Below are 17,381 nucleotides of genomic sequence, written 5' to 3'. Positions count from 1 at the left end.
TGATCGTTATAGTATGGTTATTGTTATAAAAATACGGGGAAAATGGTGTGGTTATTCGCACTGTTTGCCCCTTTTTTATCGGCGAAATGGGCGGATTTACGCTGTCGGTTTGAAAGCAGGTATACTGTTGGCCTCACTTTTACCGCCTACCGTTGAGCCTGTCGGCCACTGTTGATCTGTATACAGCCGGTGAATATCCGGTGCTGAATATATTGGTCAATATACTGTCGGGCAATACAGGGTACAGGCAAAAATTTAGCGTGGATAACATGAAAGCAAACAGCATGAAAGTTGGCATTATTGGTGCAATGGAGCAAGAAGTGGCCATTTTACGTGGTCAGATTAGCAACCTGCAGACCTTTGAGCGTGCAGGCTGTGAAATTTACAGCGGTCAGCTCAACGGCGTGGAGGTAGCGCTGCTGAAATCGGGGATCGGTAAAGTTGCCGTTGCACTCGGAACAACCCTGCTGATTGAGCATTTTCAACCTGATGTCATTATCAACACCGGATCAGCAGGCGGGTTAGACAGCGGCCTGAATGTCGGTGATATCGTTGTTTCAACAGAAGTTCGTTACCACGATGCTGATGTGACTGCATTTGGTTATGTCATCGGGCAGTTGCCAAATTGTCCGGCAGCATTTATCGCCGATCAAATGCTGATTAACGCTGCACAAAACAGCATTCAAGCCAACGGGTTACATGCCGTTAAAGGATTGGTGTGCAGTGGTGATGCTTTCATTCATGGCGCAGAGAATCTGGCCCGTATCAAGCAAAACTTCCCGGCTGTGACCGCCGTTGAAATGGAAGCGGCCGGTGTTGCGCATGTATGTCATCAGTATCAGCTGCCATTTGTGGTGGTGCGGGCAATTTCTGATGTGGCTGATAAAGAAGCCAGCATGAGTTTTGATACGTTTTTACCGATTGCCGCAGAACAATCTTCTAAAATTGTAGCCGCGATGCTGACTGAATTAGTGCCTACCCACTAAGTTCAGCGCATTATGCCGGTTACACAACGATAGCAGGTATTAACTTGGCAAACGTGTTACCGGCAGATGCAATGCAGTGGTTCGTATTATTCAGCCCGTTGTTTATTTTGTGGGGTGGAATTGCATTGCACTTGTTTCTTGCGCAGCCCGCACAGGTGTTACGGCAGGGGGTAACTATCGTTGCCTTGCGTTTACAGCAGCGGGTTTTGCATGCTGATAATCCCCCTTTTCAGCAGCAACTGGCAGGCATGTTAAGCACTTTACTGCTGTTAATTCCCATGGCGATTATGCTGTTGGCTCTGGCGGTGTTGGTATGGTCAGATGCGCTGTTTAATCTGCTGTTACTCTGGTTGGCATTTGATTGGGCCCGTGTGTGGCCGGATAACCAGCGCTTAAGGCAAGCACTGCATCTGCAGCAAAAGCATACTGCCAGAACGTTATTAGCTGAAAGTGTGCAACGTGATACAGATACGCTTTCACTGCTCGGGCTGGGTAAAGCAGGCGCTGAAACTTTGCTGCAGGGCTATTTACGCGGCCTTATTCATGTGCTGATTTGGTTTGCGCTCGGGGGCGGCATTGCCGCTCTGTTGTACCGTTTGTGCCAGTTGCTGGCACGGGTCTGGTCACCGTTACAACCGCAGTTTCACTATTTTGGCCGTTTTTCTGCGGCACTGGTTTTACTGGCCGAGCTACCGGGTACGCTCTTGTTTGTGCTGCTTTTCATCCCCGGAAAAAATATGCTCTTGCGCTTGCGGCGTATGCACGTGCAGGCCAAGGGGTGGGCCTACTACCCAATAGGTGCGCTCTATACGCAAGCAGGGTTAAGGCTGAATATTGCCATGGGCGGGCCGCTGCGTTATCGGGGAGTTCGTGTCAGCCGCCCGACACTGGGCGGGCAAAGCAGTATACAGGCAGCACAACTGTTGGTGCTTGTGCGGCAACTACAGTGGCGTGCTTTGGTTGTGCTGAGCTTAACTTCTTTATGGATACTGCTGTAATGCAAAAGCAATGTTGTTCTGAGATTCAAGCACACTTCACGGCGTGTAAAGGTGCTGTGCTGATGGCTCGTATATTGCGCTGTAGCCTTGTGTTTTGCGCGCTGCTATCTGCGCTGCCGGTTCACAGTGCGCAGCGGATTATTTCATTATCGCCTTCAAGCACTGAGTTTGCTTATGCCGCCGGTATGGGCGATGCGCTAGTGGCAGCCAGCAGCTACTCTGATTACCCGCCAGCGGCGCAACAACTTGAGCGGGTTGCCGATCACCGGGGTATCAATATTGAGCGGATTTTACTGTTAAAACCGGATCTGGTACTGGCGTGGAAGGGAGGGAATCCGGCCCGGCCATTGCACCAATTAGAGCAGTTGGGTATTCGGGTTCTGTACATTAACCCGTTGACACTCGATGATCTGGCCAGCGAGCTGGATGTGCTGGCCAAAGATAGCCCACAACCGGCTGTGGCCCGTGCAAGCGCGGCGCAGATCCGCGCGCAGTTGGCCGATTTGCGCCAACAGTATGCGCGGGAAAAACCGCTGAATGTTTTTATCCAGTACGGCACGCAGGCGATGTTTACCCCAGCAAAGGGTACGCTACAGTCAGAGATTGTAGCACTGTGTGGCGGTAAGAATATTTTTTCCGATAGCAGTATCAGCTGGCCGAAAATCAGCCGAGAGCAGGTTTTACTGCGTAAGCCTGATGTCATTTTCCTTCCTGGTTCGGCCGACAGTGCCAAACAGGTGCGGGCATACTGGGGAAGTATGCTCAATGTGCCGGTGATTTCGGTTGATGAAGCTCTGCTCAGCCGGAACGGGCCACGTATGGTACAAGGTGCACAACAGATTTGTCAGGCGCTGGCAAAAATATCACCTGCATCATGATTTTTTAATAATCCCATTGCCAGCCGTTACGCAAACGCTAAAATCGCCGCTCCTGATTTTTAACCGATACAATGAGAGTCAACGAGCACATGCTGTATTTTTTCGACATGTTAGGCACGGCGGTATTTGCAATTTCGGGGGTACTGCTGGCTGGCCGTTTGCGAATGGACCCTTTTGGTGTCGTGGTATTAGCGGCGGTGACCGCCATTGGCGGCGGTACTATCCGTGATATGGCGCTGGATGCCGGGCCGGTGTTTTGGATCACCGACCCTTTCTATTTGGTGGTAATTTTTGTTACCTGTGCACTGACTATGCTGTTGGTACGGCGCCCGCGCAACATTGCATGGTGGATTTTACCCGTATTGGATGCTATTGGCTTGGCGGTATTTTTGGGTATCGGCGTAAATAAGGCACTGGCCAATGGCGCAGGGCCGATGGTTGCAGTGGTGATGGGCGTGATTACGGGTGTTGGCGGCGGTATTATCCGTGATGTGTTGGCACGTGAAGTGCCGATGGTATTACGTACTGAAATTTATGCAACCGCTTGTATTGTAGGGGGGATCTTACATACCTGTGCTTTACAGTATGGTATGGCCTCCCAAACGGCGATGTTATTGGGGCTGTTTGCTACTTTAGGTATTCGCTTGGCGGCAATTCGCTGGCACTTAAAATTACCTACATTCAGAATTGATTAAGTAGGATTTGTATGAATAACATTAGCTTATAAACGCGTTTTTTGATTTTGTTGTATTAAAAATCAGCAACTAGTACGATGAGTAGTAGACGCATCGGTTGTGATTCCCTATAATTGCGCTCATTCGGCCCCATAGCTCAGTGGTTAGAGCAGGCGACTCATAATCGCTTGGTCCCCCGTTCAAACCGGGGTGGGGCCACCAAATAAAACAAGGGCTTAGCTGCATATGTAGCTGAGCCCTTTTGTTTTTCTGCTGTTTTTGGCAGCATAAATGCCACTTTACATCAAAAACTGCCGTGTATCTTAGCGACTAAACCCGAACTTCAATCTTAACGTAACGCTTAAACGGCCCTTGTTAAGTGGCGGATAAGTTAGTGGTTAATCAGTGATTGCGTTGTGATATTGCTACAAACGCAACTCTTCCAGCGCATAGTCATTGAGAATATCGATATTTTTTAGCTCACGTTGCAGACGATACTTGTCTTTTAACGCTTCTATCTCACGCCACTTCCGTTTTTTTTGCTGCTGTTTCCCTCCACGTGAAGCCTTATCACTGATTTCAGTTTCGTCGAAGAAATACCCTTCCATGGTCACCTCGTTACGTGGTTAATCTATATTGGTAATAGCACAGCAATATTAAAAATAGAATAAGTTAATGACGGTTTTGTTGAGCAGAAGTGAAATATTTTTGAGTGTGTGATCAGTGCCCTTTTCGGCAATAAAAAAGGCGCGTAATACGCACCTTTTTGCACTGTTTTTCAGCAATTTCTGCTGTGCACTTTGCGTTGTATCGGAAGATTACAGACGCGCGCTAATCATGGTTTCCAGTTTACCCTGATCTACGGCAAATTTACGGATACCATCGGCGAGTTTTTCCACGGCCATTGGATCTTGGTTATGCTGCCAATAGAACTCTGACTCGGTCATTGCGGCCGGACGCGGCAAAATCTCGCCCTGATAAGCCAGTTTACACGGCAGCTCACCTTCAGCCTCTGCTAGCTCTTGCAGCAGGTTCGGGCCAATGGTCAGACGGTCACAACCGGCTAGTTCAGTGATCTCGCCAATATTGCGGAAACTTGCGCCCATGACCACCGTATTATAACCATGCTGTTTGTAGTAGTTATAAATATTGGTTACCGAGATCACGCCCGGATCATCGTGTGGTGCAAAAGTTTTGGTTTCGGTATTGGCTTTGTACCAATCCATGATCCGGCCAACAAACGGAGAGATCAGAAATGCGCCGGCTTCTGCACAGGCACGCGCTTGCGCGAAAGAGAACAGCAGTGTCAGGTTACAGTTGATTCCCTCTTTTTCCAGAACCTCTGCCGCTTTAATTCCCTGCCATGTAGAGGCTAATTTGATCAAAATACGATCATTGCTGATACCTGCTTCATTATATAAGCGGATCAGTTTGCGGGCTTTAATTAGGCTGGCTTCGGTATCGTAAGAGAGGCGGGCATCCACTTCTGTGGAAATACGGCCCGGCACTGTTTTTAGAATTTCCAAACCAATATTGACGGCCAGCTTATCGGCAGCATCGACAATCTGCTGGGAGTGGTCACTGCTCTGTGCTTTAGCATAAGCAATAGCGTCATTAATCAACGGAGCATAATCAGGAATTTGTGCAGCATTGAGAATTAATGATGGATTGGTGGTCGCGTCTTCCGGTTGGTAGCGCTTGATGGCTTCGATATCGCCTGTATCAGCGACAACTGTAGTGAGTTTGCGTAGAGCAGAGAGTTTATCAGCCATTGGTATTTTCTCGACGTTAGTGTGTTTAAATATACCGGAAGTGTCGATCCCCGGGCCATTTCAGAACACGTCTGCCGCTCATCACACCAAACCTAAACTGGTGAATTTATCGTTATCCACACACTCATTACATAATGAATCACTTTGCATGATCTTGTCAGCAACGTGATAAACATATAACGCAGTGTTTTAATATGGAAATATGAAATTCGGTGTTTACGTTGAGTGCAGACCCTTCCTTGTTGGCATCTGATAATAGCACGCAGGCAGATCTTGGGTAAGGGCAAGCTTTTTTACTTCGGGGTCTATTGTGTGTGATCTTTGTAACAATTTGCAGTGTATGGTATGTTTATTTTGCGCAAACGTTTGGTTCTAAATTGCAAATTGACCTTTTTATCGGTACACCGTTACCCTGTTTACGTTCAACGGCAAAATAATATCGTACGCTTAGCTTTCGCCGATAGCCAGAGTAGTACGGCATAAGCTCTTATCAGAGCATACATAATAATATTCATAATTTTTAATTAATAGTTAACTTTTTTCTTTGCTGAGGATTTGCTGTGAATGCCTTAATCTCGTTTATTAACGATCTCTTATGGGGATCGGTGCTGATCTATTTTCTATTGGGCGCGGGTATCTACTTTACCTTACGGTTAGGTTTTTTACAGGTGCGTCATTTTGGCCACATGTTCTCAATTTTACGCCGAAGCCGCCGCTCTGATTCCTCAGGGATCTCCTCTTTTCAGGCACTGTGTACCAGTTTGGCTGCCCGTGTTGGCACAGGTAATCTGGCCGGTGTTGCCGTTGCACTCACACTCGGCGGGCCGGGTGCAATTTTTTGGATGTGGCTGGTAGCCTTTATCGGTATGGCAACGGCTTTTGTCGAAAGCACACTGGCACAGCTGTATAAAACCAAAGATGCACAAGGGAACTACCGCGGTGGCCCGGCTTATTACATGGAGAAAGGTCTGGGCATGCGCCGTATGGGTATGCTGTTCTCGGTCTTTTTAATCATTGCCTTTGGTTTGGTATTTAACGCCGTACAGTCAAACTCGATTGCACAAGCCATGCACGTGGCATTTGGCGTTCCGCAAATTGCCGTTGGTGCTGGATTGGTGGTCTTAACCGCAATCATCATTTTTGGTGGAATTCGTACAATCGCTCGAGTTGCTGAGCTGGTTGTACCGGTGATGGCGCTGGTTTACCTGCTGCTGGCACTGTATGTGGTCGGGATTAATATCGAAAAGCTGCCGGATGTTATCATGCTGATTATCCGCAGTGCGTTTGGCTGGGAAGAAGCGGCGGCCGGTGCACTGGCTTATACCATCAGCCAAGCAATGATTAATGGTGTAAAACGTGGCCTGTTCTCGAACGAAGCCGGTATGGGCTCTGCACCTAATGCGGCGGCTGCGGCATCGCCATACCCGCCACATCCGGCCTCGCAAGGCTATGTACAGATGCTAGGTGTCTTTATGGATACTATCGTTATCTGTACAGCAACAGCGGCGATTATCCTGACTTCCGGTACGCTGGAGACCGCACAGGGCATGAGCGGTATTGATCTGACTCAGCGCGCGCTCTCTACCGCGGTGGGTGACTGGGGTGCAATTTTCATCGCTGTTGCAGTGTTCTTCTTTGCCTTTACCTCAATCATTGCCAACTATGCGTATGCCGAGACCAACTTAGTTTTCCTTGAGCACAAAAGCACTGCCGGTTTGGCGCTGTTCCGCTGCTTAGTGCTGGGCATGGTTGCTTTTGGTACGCTGGCTGATTTGCCAATGGTCTGGGCAATGGCTGATATCTCAATGGGAATGATGGCACTAACTAACCTAATTGCTATTTTACTGCTTTCAGGCACTGCGATTAAGCTGGCAAAAGATTATAACGAGCAACTTGATTCAGGAAAGCTGCCGGTCTTTGATGTCCGTAAGTATCCTGAGCTGCACAGCCAGTTAGAGCCCGGAATTTGGGATGATCCTGAAGCACTGAGAAAAATGGCAGAGTAATTATCGGTTAACGTTTTGGCCAATATCAGGGGGCTGCAGTGCAGTACCCTGATTGGCCGCTCTACCACTGAAAAGCCACGCCAGTGTTGCCTACAACCTGAGCGTGGCTTTTTGCTGTCTGAACGCGATAAACTGCAGATTCTGTAAAGATGTTATCTCCTGTGTTTACCGCGGGCATCTGTTCTTTTAATGTCTGTTTTAATGTTTGGCCGATAACAACCATAAGGATACGGCAGTTATGTTGACAGTTATTTCTCCGGCAAAAACGCTTGATTACACCTCTGAACTAGCCACTGAACGTTACAGCCAGCCACAATTATTGCAAGATTCCGCTGCGCTGATTAGCTTGTGTCGTGATCTAACACCGGCACAGATTGGTTCACTGATGAAGATCAGCGATGCACTGGCAGGCCTCAATGCGGCGCGCTTTGCCGAATGGCAGCCTGATTTTACGCCAGACAATGCCCGCCCAGCGCTATTGGCATTCAAGGGCGATGTTTACACTGGTTTACAGGTTGAGAGTTTTTCAGAGGCTGACTTTGATACCGCGCAGCAACATTTGCGTATTTTGTCGGGATTATACGGGGTATTACGCCCTTTGGATTTGATGCAACCTTACCGATTAGAGATGGGCACTAAACTGGCTAATCCGGCAGGCAAAGATCTGTATCAGTTTTGGGGAAACCGTATTACTGAGTCATTAAATCAGGCGTTAATAGATCAGGGCGATAATATTTTGATTAACTTAGCATCTGATGAGTATTTTAAAGCCGTTAAGCTGCGTGAGCTTCATGCGACTGTGATTAAACCGGTCTTTTTAGATCAAAAAAATGGACAGTATAAAGTTATTAGCTTTTATGCGAAAAAAGCCCGCGGGTTAATGAGCCGTTATATTATTCAGCAACAATTAACAGCACCGGAGCAACTGCTTGATTTTGCACTAGAGGGTTATTACTACTCAGAAGCCGACTCTACTGCAACTGTACCGGTATTTAAACGTGAGCATCAAGATTAATCACGGATAAAACAGAGGGTGACACACTTAAACATGCTTTATTACAGGGGAACATTGGTAATAGGATTAATATTAAACAACACCGATATACAACGACCAACGAATTAAAGTTGAGCATAGGTTGCGTATAATATGAATGTTATTGCTGTTCCGGGAAAAATACCTGCAACTAAGACATGGATTAATCAGGTTGTAAATGCCGTTAGCCTGCCTGATCTGCAATTGACTACTCATTCGTTGCTTGCATGGCAGCATCCGGCTGCAGAGTTTAACGTTACCGCAGAAGTGGAATATGTACCTGCCGGTGAATTTGATACCGTGGTTGCTAAATCGATTGGTACGTTAATTACACTGCGAGCACTGGATAAACTGAAAGTGAAAAATATCGTTTTTATCGGTATTGCTCTCTCTTTGTACTCTGATGCGGATAAAGTAAAGCTGCGTGAACTATCAGAAAATGATCAGGTTAATCTGCTGATTATTCAGCAGGATAGTGACCCATTCGGGCACTTCTCTGTGGTTAAACAGGCGGTAAACAGCCAGCGTTGCCAGTGCATCGAGGTGCAGGGTTATGATCATCTGTATTCCGATGTCTCCGAATTGGGCTCGCTTATCTCTGCATGGTTATCGTCAAAATAGCGGGATGCTTGATGCGCTGATTTTCTGGCTGGGAATTTTGTTAGAAAATCACAACAAAATATTTTAGATTGAATCAGGGCTGTGTTGTTATTACATAGTTCATAATAAAATACAGAAACAAAAAAAAGCCCAGAATGGGCTTTTTTATGGCAGTTCAGACACTTTTACGATTAATCGTCGTAATCGTCATCTGCAGCACGTTTGGCAGCTTGTTCGCGTTTGTGCGCAGCTTTAGCAGCAGCATCCTGCTTGTGCTTGGCTTCTACGTTTGCTTCGTTGCTGGCTGTACGGCGCTTACCGATATTCTTTTTATCCCGATGGCGGATTTTAGTTTTCTCGGTATCTTTTTGTTCCAGCTTATCAGCACGTTTCTTTTTGATACGCTCTTTTTGCTTTTTCGATGGACCACGGCGGCCTTCATGCTTTGGCGCTTTGGTGCTCGGGCGTAGCTCATCAATCACACGGTACTTGAGCGGATCATCGATATAACGGGTAATTTTACCCAGTAGATCAAAATCATGCGCTTCAACCAGTGAAATAGCCGTACCTTTACGGCCCATTCGGCCAGTACGGCCAATACGGTGCAAATAGGCATCAGCGGTGCGCGGCATGTCAAAGTTGAACACATGGCTGACATCATCAATATCGATACCGCGTGAAGCAACATCGGTTGCAACCAGTACGCTGATTTCGCCGTTTTTCAACTTATCAATCGCACGGGTACGCTGGGTTTGTGCCATTTCACCTTCAAGGAAACCGGCCACAATACCGTGCTTATGCAGAGCATCAACCAGCTCACGCACACGTTCACGTTTGCGTACAAACACAATTGTACGGGTGACATCTTCTTGCTTGAGCAAGTGTGCCAGTTGCGCGGTTTTGTGTTCTACATCATCAGAGCGGTAGTACCACTGCAGGATCTTCTTGCGCTCACGGCGGCTCGGCTCGGCTTCAATTTTAATGGGATCATTGAGCAGGCGATCGGCAAAATCGGTCAGCAAATCACCTTCAAGCGTTGCAGAGAACAAGAAGGTCTGCTTACGCCAGCGGGTTTCTGCTGCGATTTTCTCAGCATCCTGACCAAAGCCCATTTGCAGCAGGCGGTCGGCTTCGTCAAAAATCAGAATTTCAACCGCACGGCAATCAAAGTTCTCTTCTTTGATGTATTGCAGCAAGCGCCCTGGGGTGGCAACCACGATGTCCTGATTTTGGCTGAACACTTCAGCATGGTTCAAATAGGCAACGCCACCGGTAATGGTTGCAATTGCCAGATTGGTGTGTGCTGCCAGTTCACGTGCTTGGTCAGCCACTTGCATTGCCAGTTCACGTGTTGGGGCGAGTACCAGTACACGCGGTGTACCTGGTTTTCTGCGTGGGTAATCCAGCAAATGCTGAATTGCAGGCAACAAGAACGCAGCGGTTTTACCCGTACCTGTCGGGGCTGACCCCATGACATCGCGCCCTTCCATGGCGGCTGGAATGGTCTCACTTTGAATGACAGTCGGGCGTTCGTAACCCTTATCTTTCAGTGCGGCCAGAAGACGTTTGTCGAGATCTAATTCTGTAAATTGTGTCGCTACCATGGTTCACCTCTTATGCGAGGGGGGGATTATAACCTTGCCGGCGTTTTGCTTCACGCCTCTTCACGCTTAATTGCATTTCGCCTATGCTTGGCAACCTTTTTGCGGAGAGATGCCATGTCTGATAAGCCACCCTTACTCAATAACAATGCTGAAATTACGCCCAAAAAAGCGACCAGCAATCTGGCGCGTAACGGGTTTACCTTCAAGCAGTTTTTTGTGGCACACGATCGCTGCGCCATGAAAGTCGGAACGGATGGGATCCTGCTGGGTGCGTGGTCGCCAATAAACGGCGCGGCAAAGATTCTGGATATCGGATCGGGAACCGGCCTGATAGCACTGATGTTAGCACAACGCACCCCTGCTGATACACAGATTACGGCAGTTGAGCTTGACAATACTGCAGCCGAGCAAGCGCAGCAGAATATTACCGCCTCACCCTGGCAGCATAAAATCAGGTTATTTAACCAGTCTATTCAGCAATTTTCGCAGCATAATCTGCCGAAATTTGATCTGGTAGTCTCTAATCCCCCCTATTTTGAATCTGGCGTAGCCTGCCGTAATAGTGCCAGAGATGCAGCACGTTATACCGATACACTCAGCCATGAAGTGCTGTTGCAGAGTGCTTGTCGTGTATTAGCGCCAACCGGCCGCGTGTGTCTGGTTCTGCCGTTTGATGTTGCTGAACCCCTATGCGCATTAGCACAGAATTTTGGTCTGTTCTGCTATCAGGCCGTAGCCGTTTTTAGCCGTGAAGGGAAAAAAGCACAACGTATTCTGCTGGAATTTGGATTTGTCAGACAAGATAGGCAGGATAAAAAACTGGTAATTAACGATATTGGTGGAGTTTATCACTGCGATTATCGCGATCTAACAAAAGATTTTTACCTTTTTTTCTGAGTGCATTGCGCTGTCAGTATCGATCATAGATGATGCTTTTTAGTGCAAAGTCTCCAGCGGGTTATTCTGATTAACAATTATTCAACCGCAATACAGGGCAATAAAGCCCTGCTACCGTGCAGAATTTATCCTCTGTTTTGCCCTAACATTTTCACATTAACCGGATTTCATAACGTATAGCGCGTATGACCGTGTGGTTTACTCCGCCCGATTTGTAGTTTTTATACCGGTTATGTACTGACAGATATTGCTAAGTTAAGAGGTGTTGCCGTGAAACAAGCATTGAGATGGCAAGATGTAATGGGGTTGGGCATGATGACATTTGCCTTCTTTTTGGGTGCTGGAAATATTATTTTTCCTCCGCTGGCAGGTCAGCTGGCCGGTGATCACTCTCTGTACGCTACCCTTGGCTTTCTTGCCACTGCCGTTGGTTTGCCCCTGATTTCAATTATTGCCGTGGCACGTGCCGGTGGTGGTTTGCCAGATATGACCCGTGATCTGCCAGCAGGGTTTGGTACATTTGCATCGGTACTTTTGTTTATCGTGATTGGCCCAGCGTTTGCCGCACCACGTACTGGTTTGGTGGCGTATGAAATGGCAATGAAGCCCTATTTCAGCGCACCCGATGGCACAACACAAATGCTGATGACAGCCGGGTTTTTTGTTCTGGCGATGATGCTGTCATGGAGCCGTGGTGCACTGATTGACAGCATTGGTAAGGTGATGACCCCGATTTTGTTCCTGCTGCTAGCCGTGCTGGCGGTAGCCGTGGTGGTTGCTCCGCAAGGTGTGGTAGAGGCGGCGCAGGGTGACTATATTCACTCACCGTTTACCAAAGGTTTCTTGGATGGTTATAACACCATGGATACCTTTGCCGCGCTGATGTTCGGTATGCTGATTGTGGATGTTATTCGCAGTAAGGGGATCACTGACAGCAAAGTCACCTGCAAATATCTCATCATTGCTGGTTTGATTGCGGCAGCAGGTTTGGCATTTGTCTATATTTCGCTGTTCCGTTTGGGCGCAACATCGGGCTCGATCGCCGGTGGTTTGGATAACGGTGGGGCTATTTTTGCGGCCTATGTACAAGCGCTGTTCGGTCAGCCGGGTCAGTGGATTTTATCTACTGTGGTGATTTTGGCCTGTATGACAACCGCAGTTGGCCTGATCAGTGCCTGTTCTGATTACTTCTCAAGCCTGACCTCGTTCTCGTATCGTCAGTGGGTGATTGCACTGGGTGTGACTTGTGCCGTGGTAGCTAACGTTGGCTTGAGTACGCTGATTAGCCTGTCAGTACCGGTGTTGTATGCACTGTATCCGCTGGCCGTTGGCTTAGTGATGCTGACATTTGCCCGCCCGTGGTTAAAAAATCCGGCACTGGGTTACCGTTTGGTGCTGAGTGTGGCACTGGTATTTAGCCTTATGGATGCGGCGGTTGCTGCGGGTGCAAATCTGTCGGTAATGAACTTCCTGCCGCTGTTTGATAAGAGCATGGCATGGGTGTTACCAACATTGATTGCGCTAGCGATTGCACTGATGCTGCCAAGCCGTGAAAGTGAAGGTGAAGCGCAAACAGCCTGATAATAGGCGTATGTTGTTGTGCTGATTAAAAAGCCATCTCATCGTGACTCTTAGGGGATCACTGTGAGGTGGCTTTTTGTTTATCTGTCAGAGTAGAGCTTCAATTTCCAGCAAAATCTGCCCGCTCCAGTCTACAATTCGCTCATCGCTAAGTTCATATTGATTCTCTTCATCAAGCGCTAGCCCGACAAAAGCACGGTTATCAGCAGTGAGGGCTTTGGATGCGGTAAAGGTATACCCGTCGACCGGCCAGTAACCGATCAGCTGTGCGCTGCTGGTCAGCAATTTATCGTGTAATAACCCCATCGCATCAAGAAACCATTCGCCGTAGCCTATTTGATCACCAAGGCCGTACAGTGCAATGATTTTTCCGGAGAGATCAAGATTATCGAGCGAGTGCCAGATGGCATCCCAATCTTCTTGTAGTTCACCAAAATCCCAGGTGGAGATCCCTAAAATCAGCACATCATAATCGCGCATCTGTGTTAGCGGGGTCTCTTTTACATTGTGTAGTTCAACCAGTTCGGCGCCTATTGCATCACGGATTTTCTCTGCTGCCATTTCGGTGTAACAGGTGGTTGAGCCATAAAATAAGCCAAATTTCATGCCAGATATCCTGTGATAATGTAATCTCTGCTCAGTGTACCAGAAATCGTCACTATGCTTATTTTAGGCTTGTAATGTAAGGGGATCGAGTGCAGCAAGATCAGCAATTAGTTGAACAATTTTTAGATGCGATGTGGTTAGAGCGAAATTTATCAGAAAATACGCTGGCCTCGTATCGGCACGATCTTGCTCAACTGCTTGAAATGCTACAACGTGAGAAAAGCTCACTGCTGAGCGCTTCAATTGATCAGCTGCAAGCCTTTATGGCCGAGCGGCTGGATAAGGGTTACAAAGCCAGCAGTTCGGCCCGCATGCTTAGTGCAATGCGCCGGCTGTTTCAGTATCTGTATCGTGAAAAACAGCGCAGCGATGACCCGAGTGTGGCGCTTTCATCCCCCAAATTACCGGCTCGCTTGCCAAAAGATCTTAGTGAATTGCAGGTTGAATACCTGATGGCAGCACCAAATCCGGAACAGACCATTGAATTGCGTGATAAAGCAATGTTAGAACTGCTATATGCCGCAGGCCTGCGGGTCTCTGAGTTGGTCGGTCTGACGATGGATTGCCTGAGCTTGCGACAAGGGGTGATTCGGGTGGTCGGTAAAGGAAATAAAGAGCGGCTTGTACCGATGGGGGAAGAGTCACTCTACTGGGTAGAGCAGTTTCTGACTTACGGGCGGCCAACGTTGCTCAAAGACAACTCTTCTGATGTGGTGTTTCCAAGCTCGCGCGGCACACAGATGACGCGGCAAACCTTCTGGCACCGTATCAAGCACTATGCCGTGGTTGCTGGAATTGATGCTGAAAAGTTATCGCCACACGTGTTGCGCCATGCTTTTGCAACGCATCTGTTAAACCACGGTGCTGATTTGCGGGTGGTACAAATGCTGCTGGGTCACAGTGATTTATCCACTACGCAAATTTACACCCATGTGGCCACTGAACGCCTAAAGCAGCTGCATGAACAGCATCACCCCAGAGCATAATTGCGTATTTTCAGTAACAGTAGAGTTAGGGTATTCAATGATACTTCAATCACACAATGCGTATAATGACAGTATACGTATTACGTATAATCGAACGTTGCATACAATAAAATAGGATAACTCATGAAAAAAACTTTGACGTTAGCAGCGTTGCTGACCACGTTTGCGTTTAGTGTCGCACATGCAGATGAACAAATCATCAAAACCAAACTGACTGAGCTAGGTATTGAAAACCCAGAAATCCAAGCCTCACCACTGGCGGGCATGAAAACCGTGCTGACCGAAAATGGGGTTTTATATGTCAGTGACAACGGTGAATTTGTGCTGCAAGGCCCAATGTTTCAACTGAGCGGAAAACAGCCGGTGAATGTTACCAATCAACTGCTGATGAAAGAGCTAGCCAAGTTCGACAAAGAGATGATTGTCTACAAAGCCAAAGACCAAAAATATGTGGTCACCGTGTTCACCGACATTACCTGCGGTTACTGCCGTAAACTGCACGATGAAATGAAAGAGTACAATGATCTGGGGATCACCATTCGTTATATGGCATTCCCGCGTTATGGTATCGGTTCAAATGCCGCCAATGAAATGGCGGGGATCTGGGCATCGGCTGACCCGAAACAGGCATTTGCTGATGCTTTTGCCGGTAAACCTGCACCAGCTAAAGACAGCAAAGACTCCATTGTGGCGAAACAATTTATGCTAGGCCATCAGTTTGGTGTGCAAGGTACGCCGGCTATGCTGTTACCAAATGGCGATATGCTGCCGGGTTATCGTGACCCTAAAGCGCTGCTTGAAGTGCTCAGCGCTACCGGTAAGTAATGCTCGATTAGCGTTGCATGCCTGATTACCCGTACAGTAGCGATAACCTGTGGGTTAGTGTTGTTGTACGGGTAAAATTACATGCCTGATACCTCTGTTTATCCGCCATTTCTGTGCTTTTTCTGCGCCGTTTTTTGCATCGTTATGCTGTTAGGAACACCATGAATACTGAAATTTGCCGTCGTCCGCAGGTAGATGATTCACATCTGGCTGAGGTCTCTCCGCCGTTTTTACGTCAGATTTACGCCTGCCGTGGCGTCAGTGCTCTGCAGCAGTTAGATCGCTCGGTCAAGCATTTGCTTGATTACCGTCAACTGCAGGGCATTGAGCAGGCAACCGAGCTTTTACAGCAGGCGATCTATGCGGATCGTCAGATTACCATTGTGGGTGATTTTGATGCTGACGGTGCAACGAGCACCGCGCTCAGCGTATTGGCATTGCGTGCGCTGGGGGCAAAACGGGTGAATTTTTTAGTGCCGAACCGTTTTGAAGATGGTTACGGTCTTAGCCCAGAAGTGGTGATACAGGCACAAGCTCTGGGTGCAGAGTTGATTATGACGGTGGATAACGGCATTTCATCGCACAGCGGCGTGCAAGAAGCCCATGCGCGCGGAATACAGGTGTTGATTACCGATCACCATCTGCAAGGTACTACGCTGCCCGATGCCGATGCCATCGTAAACCCGAATTTACACAGCTGTTGTTTTCCCTCAAAAGCACTGGCCGGTGTTGGTGTGGCTTTTTACCTGATGCTGGCACTGCGGGCTGCTTTACGGGCCGATGACTGGTTTTCCCGCAGGGGGATCAGTGAGCCTAATCTGGCGGAACTGCTAGACTTAGTGGCGCTGGGCAGTGTTGCCGATGTTGTGCCACTTGATGCTAATAATCGCCTGCTGATCTGGCAGGGGTTAAACCGCATTCGAGCAGGGCGTTGTCGACCGGGAATTTTGGCACTGCTGGAAGTTGCTAACAGAGATTCACGCCAATTAGTCGCCAGTGACTTAGGCTTTGCACTGGGCCCGCGTTTAAACGCAGCAGGACGTCTGGATAACATGTCAATCGGCGTGACATTACTCTTGTGTGAGGACATGGGAACGGCCCGTGAGTTGGCCTGTGATCTTGATGCATTAAACCAAACCCGGCGAGAAATTGAGCAGGGTATGCAGCAAGAAGCATTAAATCTTTGTCAAAAGTTAGATCAAGATCATAATTTGTTACCATGTGGGCTTGCACTGTTTCATCCAGAGTGGCATCAAGGAGTGGTAGGAATTTTAGCATCTCGTATTAAAGAACGTTTTCATAGACCTGTAATTGCATTTGCGCCGGCAGGTGAGGGTATTTTGAAAGGTTCGGGCCGCTCGATTGTTGGCCTACATATGCGCGATGCACTGGAGCGATTAGACTCGCAAAATCCAGGATTAATTCAGCGCTTTGGCGGGCATGCAATGGCCGCCGGATTATCGATAGATGAAGCGCAATTTACCCGTTTTCAGCACTGTTTTGCCGAGATTGTCACCGAGTGGTTAGATGAGTCGGCACTGCAGGGGAAAATCTGGAGTGATGGCGAGTTACCGGCTGCACTGATGACGATGGAAACCGCAGAGATGCTGCGTCAAGCAGGCCCATGGGGGCAAGGGTTTAGTGAACCGCTGTTTGATGGCGATTTTACTTTACTGCAGCAGCGCAGAGTAGGTGATAAGCACCTGAAAATGTTGCTTGAACCGGTAGCGGGTGGCCCGATGCTTGATGCGATTGCATTTAATGTTGATACCACCTTGTGGCCCGATCCTTCAGTACGACAAGCTCGGCTTGCATACCGTTTGGATATTAATGAATTTCGTGGCAGCCGGAACTTACAACTGTTGGTTGAGCATATCGAAGCATTATGATTAGACCAGAAGCGCGATGAGTATGAACTGACCTTGTAACTTCGGG

At 48.1% G+C, this 17,381-nt stretch carries 16 protein-coding genes and 1 tRNA gene; 13 read left to right on the top strand and 4 right to left on the bottom strand.

Going from position 1 to position 17,381, the window contains the following annotated elements; translation table 11 throughout:
- Positions 1 to 284 precede the first annotated feature (284 nt).
- The 5 genes from mtnN (at position 285) to AC1HDJ_RS00340 (ending at position 3,758) form a co-directional block, all read left to right on the top strand.
- Positions 285 to 986 carry a 5'-methylthioadenosine/S-adenosylhomocysteine nucleosidase gene (gene mtnN / locus AC1HDJ_RS00360; RefSeq protein WP_479537166.1) on the top strand — a complete coding sequence of 234 codons (702 nt, stop codon included), beginning with the start codon at positions 285 to 287 and terminating at the stop codon, positions 984 to 986.
- A 53-nt stretch (positions 987 to 1,039) separates the two neighbouring features.
- Positions 1,040 to 1,984 carry a cobalamin biosynthesis protein gene (locus AC1HDJ_RS00355; protein WP_479537164.1) on the top strand — a complete coding sequence of 315 codons (945 nt, stop codon included), beginning with the start codon at positions 1,040 to 1,042 and terminating at the stop codon, positions 1,982 to 1,984.
- A gap of 62 nt (positions 1,985 to 2,046) precedes the next feature.
- Positions 2,047 to 2,862, top strand: coding sequence for a vitamin B12 ABC transporter substrate-binding protein BtuF (gene btuF, locus AC1HDJ_RS00350; RefSeq protein ID WP_479536316.1), 816 nt, complete (start codon positions 2,047 to 2,049; stop codon positions 2,860 to 2,862).
- A gap of 89 nt (positions 2,863 to 2,951) precedes the next feature.
- Positions 2,952 to 3,557, top strand: a complete 606-nt coding sequence (locus AC1HDJ_RS00345; RefSeq protein WP_479536314.1) for a TRIC cation channel family protein — start codon at positions 2,952 to 2,954, stop codon at positions 3,555 to 3,557.
- Positions 3,558 to 3,682: 125 nt separating this feature from the next.
- A tRNA-Ile gene (locus AC1HDJ_RS00340) sits at positions 3,683 to 3,758 on the top strand.
- Positions 3,759 to 3,961: 203 nt separating this feature from the next.
- Here the strand turns inward: AC1HDJ_RS00340 and AC1HDJ_RS00335 are convergent.
- The gene (locus tag AC1HDJ_RS00335; protein WP_479536311.1) at positions 3,962 to 4,144 is read right to left on the bottom strand and encodes a DUF3545 family protein; all 183 of its coding nucleotides are present in this window, start codon (positions 4,142 to 4,144) and stop codon (positions 3,962 to 3,964) included.
- Positions 4,145 to 4,354: 210 nt separating this feature from the next.
- Positions 4,355 to 5,308 carry a transaldolase gene (gene tal, locus AC1HDJ_RS00330; RefSeq protein WP_479536309.1) on the bottom strand — a complete coding sequence of 318 codons (954 nt, stop codon included), beginning with the start codon at positions 5,306 to 5,308 and terminating at the stop codon, positions 4,355 to 4,357.
- A gap of 560 nt (positions 5,309 to 5,868) precedes the next feature.
- Here tal and AC1HDJ_RS00325 point away from each other — a divergent pair.
- The 3 genes from AC1HDJ_RS00325 to AC1HDJ_RS00315 all read left to right on the top strand — a co-directional run bounded on the left by AC1HDJ_RS00325 (position 5,869) and on the right by AC1HDJ_RS00315 (position 8,968).
- Positions 5,869 to 7,314: an alanine/glycine:cation symporter family protein gene (locus tag AC1HDJ_RS00325; RefSeq protein WP_479536307.1), complete on the top strand. Its 1,446-nt coding sequence runs from the start codon at positions 5,869 to 5,871 to the stop codon at positions 7,312 to 7,314.
- A gap of 238 nt (positions 7,315 to 7,552) precedes the next feature.
- The gene (gene yaaA / locus AC1HDJ_RS00320; protein WP_479536305.1) at positions 7,553 to 8,329 is read left to right on the top strand and encodes a peroxide stress protein YaaA; all 777 of its coding nucleotides are present in this window, start codon (positions 7,553 to 7,555) and stop codon (positions 8,327 to 8,329) included.
- Between the two features lie 132 nt (positions 8,330 to 8,461).
- Positions 8,462 to 8,968 (top strand): alpha/beta family hydrolase, encoded by a 507-nt coding sequence (locus tag AC1HDJ_RS00315; protein ID WP_479536303.1) that lies wholly within the window; start codon positions 8,462 to 8,464, stop codon positions 8,966 to 8,968.
- 170 nt (positions 8,969 to 9,138) lie between these two features.
- Here AC1HDJ_RS00315 and srmB read toward each other — a convergent pair whose 3' ends face one another.
- Positions 9,139 to 10,551: an ATP-dependent RNA helicase SrmB gene (gene srmB / locus AC1HDJ_RS00310; RefSeq protein WP_479536301.1), complete on the bottom strand. Its 1,413-nt coding sequence runs from the start codon at positions 10,549 to 10,551 to the stop codon at positions 9,139 to 9,141.
- 114 nt (positions 10,552 to 10,665) lie between these two features.
- Here srmB and AC1HDJ_RS00305 point away from each other — a divergent pair, with 114 nt between their 5' ends.
- Positions 10,666 to 11,448, top strand: a complete 783-nt coding sequence (locus AC1HDJ_RS00305; RefSeq protein ID WP_479536299.1) for a tRNA1(Val) (adenine(37)-N6)-methyltransferase — start codon at positions 10,666 to 10,668, stop codon at positions 11,446 to 11,448.
- 270 nt (positions 11,449 to 11,718) lie between these two features.
- On the top strand, positions 11,719 to 13,029 hold the full coding sequence (gene brnQ / locus AC1HDJ_RS00300; protein ID WP_479536297.1) for a branched-chain amino acid transport system II carrier protein: 1,311 nt from the start codon (positions 11,719 to 11,721) through the stop codon (positions 13,027 to 13,029).
- A gap of 87 nt (positions 13,030 to 13,116) precedes the next feature.
- Here the strand turns inward: brnQ and fldB are convergent, their stop codons facing one another.
- Positions 13,117 to 13,635, bottom strand: coding sequence for a flavodoxin FldB (gene fldB / locus AC1HDJ_RS00295; protein WP_479536295.1), 519 nt, complete (start codon positions 13,633 to 13,635; stop codon positions 13,117 to 13,119).
- An 89-nt stretch (positions 13,636 to 13,724) separates the two neighbouring features.
- Between fldB and xerD the strand changes: the two genes are divergently transcribed.
- The 3 genes from xerD (at position 13,725) to recJ (ending at position 17,335) form a co-directional block, all read left to right on the top strand.
- Positions 13,725 to 14,621, top strand: a complete 897-nt coding sequence (gene xerD / locus AC1HDJ_RS00290) for a site-specific tyrosine recombinase XerD (protein ID WP_479536293.1) — start codon at positions 13,725 to 13,727, stop codon at positions 14,619 to 14,621.
- Positions 14,622 to 14,744: 123 nt separating this feature from the next.
- On the top strand, positions 14,745 to 15,446 hold the full coding sequence (gene dsbC, locus AC1HDJ_RS00285) for a bifunctional protein-disulfide isomerase/oxidoreductase DsbC (RefSeq protein WP_479536291.1): 702 nt from the start codon (positions 14,745 to 14,747) through the stop codon (positions 15,444 to 15,446).
- 161 nt (positions 15,447 to 15,607) lie between these two features.
- Positions 15,608 to 17,335 (top strand): single-stranded-DNA-specific exonuclease RecJ, encoded by a 1,728-nt coding sequence (gene recJ / locus AC1HDJ_RS00280; protein ID WP_479536289.1) that lies wholly within the window; start codon positions 15,608 to 15,610, stop codon positions 17,333 to 17,335.
- Positions 17,336 to 17,381: the final 46 nt, after the last annotated feature.

The sequence above is a fragment of the Plesiomonas sp. ISS29 genome, assembly GCF_056522795.1.
Note: the sequence above shows the minus strand (reverse complement) of the source record. Positions and strands in the feature narration are given on the sequence as shown.